A 4,495-nucleotide genomic window follows, 5' to 3' on the forward strand; every position below is an offset into this window, starting at 1 on the left:
CCGGCCCGAGGTAGTCGGGCCGGAACGACACCACCTCGCAGGAGGCGTAGCAGACGCCGCAGCCGATGCACTCGATGCCGGCGTTGGCCGCCTGCCGCTGCGCAGAGGCCGGCTCGACGCGGGCGAAATCGTCGTGGCGCGTGGCCGTGCCCTCGAAGCGCCCCTTGGCGCGGGCCCACTTGTCGAAGAACTCGCGCATGTCGGTGGCCAGGTCGCGGATCACCGGCAGGTTGGCCAGCGGGCCGATCTGCAGCCGGCCGTCGGCGCCGACCACCTTGGCCACGTGGGTGCGGCAGGTCCAGCGTGCCACGCCGTTGACGGTCATCGCGCAGGAACCGCACATGCCGACGCGGCAGGCGAAGCGGTACGACAGCGAAGGCTCGAGGTGGCGCTGGATGTGCGTCACGACGTCGAGCACCGTCTGGCTGGTGCGGCGGGGCACCTCGTACTCGACCCAGCGGCCGTCCTGCGCGCCGCGCCACACCGAGACCTGCAGCGTCTCGCTCCGGTTGGCCGTCTTGTCCGTGCTCTGCGTGTTCAGCGTCATGGTCGAGTCACCCGGGAAGTCCGGATCGTGGCATCCTCGAAGCCCAAGCGAAAGCTAATTTTTCTTCCTTCCAGCAAAAGAGAGTCTTTAGCTCATGCCCTCCATCCGGACCCTGCGGATCTTCCTGGCCGTCGCCCGTGGCGGCAGCTTTGCCGCGGCCGGGGAAGAGGCCGGGCTGACCGCCGCCGCCGTGGGCCAGCAGATGCGCGCGCTCGAAGGCGAGCTCGGTCGGTCGCTGTTCGATCGCGGCCCGCGTTCGGCGGCGCTGAACGCCGCCGGCCGAGCGCTCGTCGCGCCGGTGGAAGACCTGCTGGTGCGCTACGCCGCGATCGCCGAGGAGTCCCGCGACGACGACGATCTGGCCGGCACGGTGCGCGTCGGCGCGCTGGTCTCGGCGCTGATGGGCGAGTTTGCCGACGCGCTGTGGGCGCTCAAGCGCGAACACCCGCGCCTGGACGTGAAGCTGTACGCCGGGCTGTCGGCCGGCTTCGCCCAGCAGGTCGAGCGCGGCGAACTCGATGCGGCGGTGGTCACGCAGCCGCCCATGCGCCTGCCGGCGGGCCTGGTGTGGAGCCCGCTGTACACCGAGCCGATGGTGCTCGTGGTGCCGCGCCGGCCGCACTTCGCGCTGGCAGCCCAGCCGCTCGAGATGCTGCGGCGCTCGCCCTTCCTGCGCTTCGACCCGGGCACCTGGACGGGCGACCTGGTCGACCGCGTCCTCGCGCAATGCGGCGCGACGAACGTCCACGAGGCGCTGGAGCTGAACTCGGTGGAGGCCATCCTCGCGCTGGTGCGGCAGGGCTTCGGCGTGTCCATCGTGCCGCAGCTGCGCAACGTCGACTGGTCGCGCGACCGCGCGCTGCGCGTGGTGCGGCTGGCGCGAGTCACCGTGCAGCGCCACGTCGGCCTGCTGGAGCGCCGGCAGCACCAGCGCAAGCGCTTCACCGCGGCGATCCGGCAGTACTTCGAGCTGCGCTGAGCGGCTCATCCCATCAGCAGGATGCCCGCCAGCACCAGCGCGGCGAGCCACAGCGTCTCCGCCAGGATGAGGCCGAAGGGCCGCCAGCCGGCGCGGGCGAGCTGCACGAAGCTGGTCTTCATGCCCAGCGCCGCGATCGCCACCACCAGGCAGGCGCGCGACAGCCAGCCCAGCGCCTCCTGGGTTGGCGCGTCGAGAGCGCCGAGCGAGTTCACCACCACCAGCCCGACGAACATCCACAGGAACCAGGGCACGAGCGGCTGGCGCGCCACCGGGTGGCCCAGCGGTGCCGCCGCGCGCGCCTCGCGGAAGGCCGCGGCAACGGCGACCACCACCACCGCCAGCATCGAGACGCGGAACAGCTTCACGATGGTGGCGAAGTCGCCCGCCTCGGGGCCCAGCGTGTAGCCCGCGCCGACGACCTGCGCGACGTCATGAATGGTGCCGCCGAGGAACAGGCCGGCCAGCCGCGGGTCGAGGTGCAGCACCCGGGCGATGAGGGGATAGACCACCATCGCCACGGTCGACAGCGCAGTGACCGTCACCACCACCAGCAGTGTGAAGCGTTCACCGTCCTTCTCCTTGGGCAACACCGCCGAGATGGCCAGGGCCGCCGAGGCGCCGCAGATCGCCACCGCGCCACCGGAGAGCACGCCCTGGGCGTGGGTCATGCCGAGGCGTCGCGCCAGCATCAGCCCGCCGATGATGGTCGTGAGCACGCCGGCAATCACCAGCCCGGCGGTGGCCCAGCCCAGCGAGGCGATCTGCTCGGCCGTGATGCGCGCGCCGAGCAGCCCCACGCCGAAGCGCAGCACGTGGCGCGAGCAGAACTCGATGCCGGGCTTGGTGGCCGGCTCGTGGCTGAGGTAGTGGAAGGCCACGCCGAAGAACAGCGCATACAGCAGCTGCGGGCCGCCGTGCAGCGTGGAGACGAAGGTCGCCGACAGCGCGATCACCGCCGCCAGCGCCGCGCCCGGACAGCATTGCCGGGCTTGCAGGACGCCGGCCCTCATGCCGTGGCCCCGTCGAGCAAGGTGACGAAGTCGTCGAGCAGCGCCGGTGTCGCCGCCGCGAGCGAGCGGCTGCCCGACCAGGGCTGGCCGTCGCGGGCGACGCAGCGCACACCGGCCTCGCGCAGAAGCAGCACGCCCGCCGCAGCATCCCACGGTGCCATGTCGTGCTCCCAGAAGGCATCGAGGCGGCCGGTGGCGAGCCAGGCGAGTTCGAGCGCCATCGCGCCTGAGCGCCGCACGCCGCCGGCGGCCGAGACCACGCGCGCGAACTCCGCCAGGTACTGCGGCAGGCGCGGTGAGCCGGGCTTGGGGAAGACCGTGCCGACCACCGCCTGCGACAGGGATCGCGGCGGCCGCGGCGAGGCCGCGCTTCCGCCCTCGAGGCGCACGCCGCCGCCGGAGGAGGCCGAGATGGTCTCGCCGCGGCACGGGTCGTGAACCACGCCGACCACCGGCTCGCCATCGACCACGAGCGCGATCGACACTGCCCAGGCCGGGTAGCCGCGCACGAAGTTCATGCTGCCGTCCAGCGGATCGACCAGCCAGTGAGGCGCGCCCGCATCGGAGCGGCCGCCGCCTTCCTCGCCGACGAAGCCGATGTGCGGGTCGACTTCCAGCAGCCGCGCGCGCAGCAGCGCCTCGGCGTCGCGGTCGGCGCGGCTGGCGACATCGCCGGGAGCCTTCTCCTCGACGCGCAGGGAGGCCAGGTCGAGCGCGGCGCGGCGCAGCAGTTCGCCGGCCTCGACCGCGGCCCCGCTGGCGCGTTCTCGCGCCGCTTCGAGTTGCCGCGGTGTCATGCGGGCCTCTGCAGCGTGCTCACGTATTCGTGATGCGCCGTGTTGAGCGTGGAGACGCGGTACTCGACCGGCTTGTCGCCGAAGGTCAGCGCGGTGCGGCGCACCTTGAGCACCGGCGCGCCGGGCGCCAGCGCGAGCACCCGGGCGACGGCGCGCTCGCAGGGCACCGCGCGGGCACGCTCGTGGGCGCGGACCACGGTGATGCCGTACTCCGTCTGGTACAGGTGGTAGATGGTGCTCGGGCGGCGCGCGAACCTGGTCTCGGTCAGGCCGCGGAAGAGGGCGGCCGGCAGCACCAGCCGGTCGTGGATGACGGCGCGGCCCTGCAGCGACAGGCGGTTCTCGATCACGATGGCCGGATCGCCCTCGCGCACCGACAGCGCCGCGGCCGCCTCCTCGTCGATGCGGCCGCGCTCGAAGGACAGCAGGTCGACCTGCGGCACCTCGTGCAGGCCGTCCTCGCGCTCGACGTGGAAGAACTGGAACAGGAAACGGTCGACGTTGTGCGTGGCGACGAAGGTGCCGCGGCCCTGGCGCCGCACGACGATGTGCTCGGCGGTCAGCTCGTCGACCGCCCGCCGCAGCGTGCCGATCGACACGCCCATGGCCTGCGCGAGCTCGGTCTCGCTGGGCAGGGCGGCGCCGGGCGCCGCGGCGCCCGACTCGATGGCGCGCAGCAGCGTACCCGTGTCGACGCGGAACAGCGGCAGGCCCTCGGCATCGGGCGCGATCGGCTGGAACGGAGGCAGGGGGCCGGGCATGGCGGCGGATGCTAGTGCGCTGCGCGCCATTCATGCAAGTCATCTATATGACCTGTTTGACATGCCGGAGCGGCTGCCTAAGATGCGTGCACCCCTGACCAAAGGAGCTTCACAGATGATTCATTTCGTGCTCCACGACGCGAAGGACACGGTCGCGGTCGTGGTAACCGAGGGCGTGAAGGCCGGCATGACGCTCAACGGCTGGATCATGGACGAGGACAAGGCCACCCAGGTCGTCGCCCGCCAGGACATCCCCATCGGCCACAAGGTGGCGCTCAAGGACATGAGCCCGGGCGACACCGTGTGGAAGTACGGCATCGACATGGGCAAGGTCGTCGCGCCGATCCAGGCCGGCGAGCACGCCCACGTGCACAACATCAAGACCAAGCGCTGGTAAG

6 protein-coding genes are annotated in these 4,495 nt (G+C 71.9%); 2 read left to right on the forward strand and 4 right to left on the reverse strand.

The window, feature by feature from the left end; genetic code table 11:
* Nucleotides 1–547 (reverse strand): succinate dehydrogenase/fumarate reductase iron-sulfur subunit (locus AB7U92_RS22435; protein ID WP_428582273.1); only part of this gene is annotated, 547 nt, incomplete at its 3' end.
* Nucleotides 548–641: 94 nt separating this feature from the next.
* On the opposite strand from AB7U92_RS22435, the gene AB7U92_RS22440 reads away from it, so the two are divergent.
* Nucleotides 642–1,526 (forward strand): LysR family transcriptional regulator, encoded by an 885-nt coding sequence (locus AB7U92_RS22440; protein WP_428582275.1) that lies wholly within the window; start codon nucleotides 642–644, stop codon nucleotides 1,524–1,526.
* A 5-nt stretch (nucleotides 1,527–1,531) separates the two neighbouring features.
* Here the strand turns inward: AB7U92_RS22440 and AB7U92_RS22445 are convergent, their stop codons facing one another.
* The 3 genes from AB7U92_RS22445 to AB7U92_RS22455 are packed head-to-tail and all read right to left on the reverse strand — an operon-like array spanning nucleotide 1,532 to nucleotide 4,097.
* Nucleotides 1,532–2,539: a YeiH family protein gene (locus tag AB7U92_RS22445; protein ID WP_428582277.1), complete on the reverse strand. Its 1,008-nt coding sequence runs from the start codon at nucleotides 2,537–2,539 to the stop codon at nucleotides 1,532–1,534.
* Nucleotides 2,536–3,336 carry an inositol monophosphatase family protein gene (locus tag AB7U92_RS22450; protein ID WP_428582279.1) on the reverse strand — a complete coding sequence of 267 codons (801 nt, stop codon included), beginning with the start codon at nucleotides 3,334–3,336 and terminating at the stop codon, nucleotides 2,536–2,538. The genes AB7U92_RS22445 and AB7U92_RS22450 overlap by 4 nt, the downstream gene beginning before the upstream one ends.
* Nucleotides 3,333–4,097 (reverse strand): GntR family transcriptional regulator, encoded by a 765-nt coding sequence (locus AB7U92_RS22455; protein WP_428582281.1) that lies wholly within the window; start codon nucleotides 4,095–4,097, stop codon nucleotides 3,333–3,335. The genes AB7U92_RS22450 and AB7U92_RS22455 overlap by 4 nt, the downstream gene beginning before the upstream one ends.
* Nucleotides 4,098–4,212: 115 nt before the next feature.
* On the opposite strand from AB7U92_RS22455, the gene AB7U92_RS22460 reads away from it, so the two are divergent.
* Complete coding sequence (locus AB7U92_RS22460) at nucleotides 4,213–4,494, forward strand: UxaA family hydrolase (protein ID WP_428582283.1); 282 nt, start codon at nucleotides 4,213–4,215, stop codon at nucleotides 4,492–4,494.
* Nucleotide 4,495: the final 1 nt, after the last annotated feature.

Source organism: Piscinibacter sp. (assembly GCF_050175855.1).
Classification (GTDB): domain Bacteria; phylum Pseudomonadota; class Gammaproteobacteria; order Burkholderiales; family Burkholderiaceae_C; genus Piscinibacter.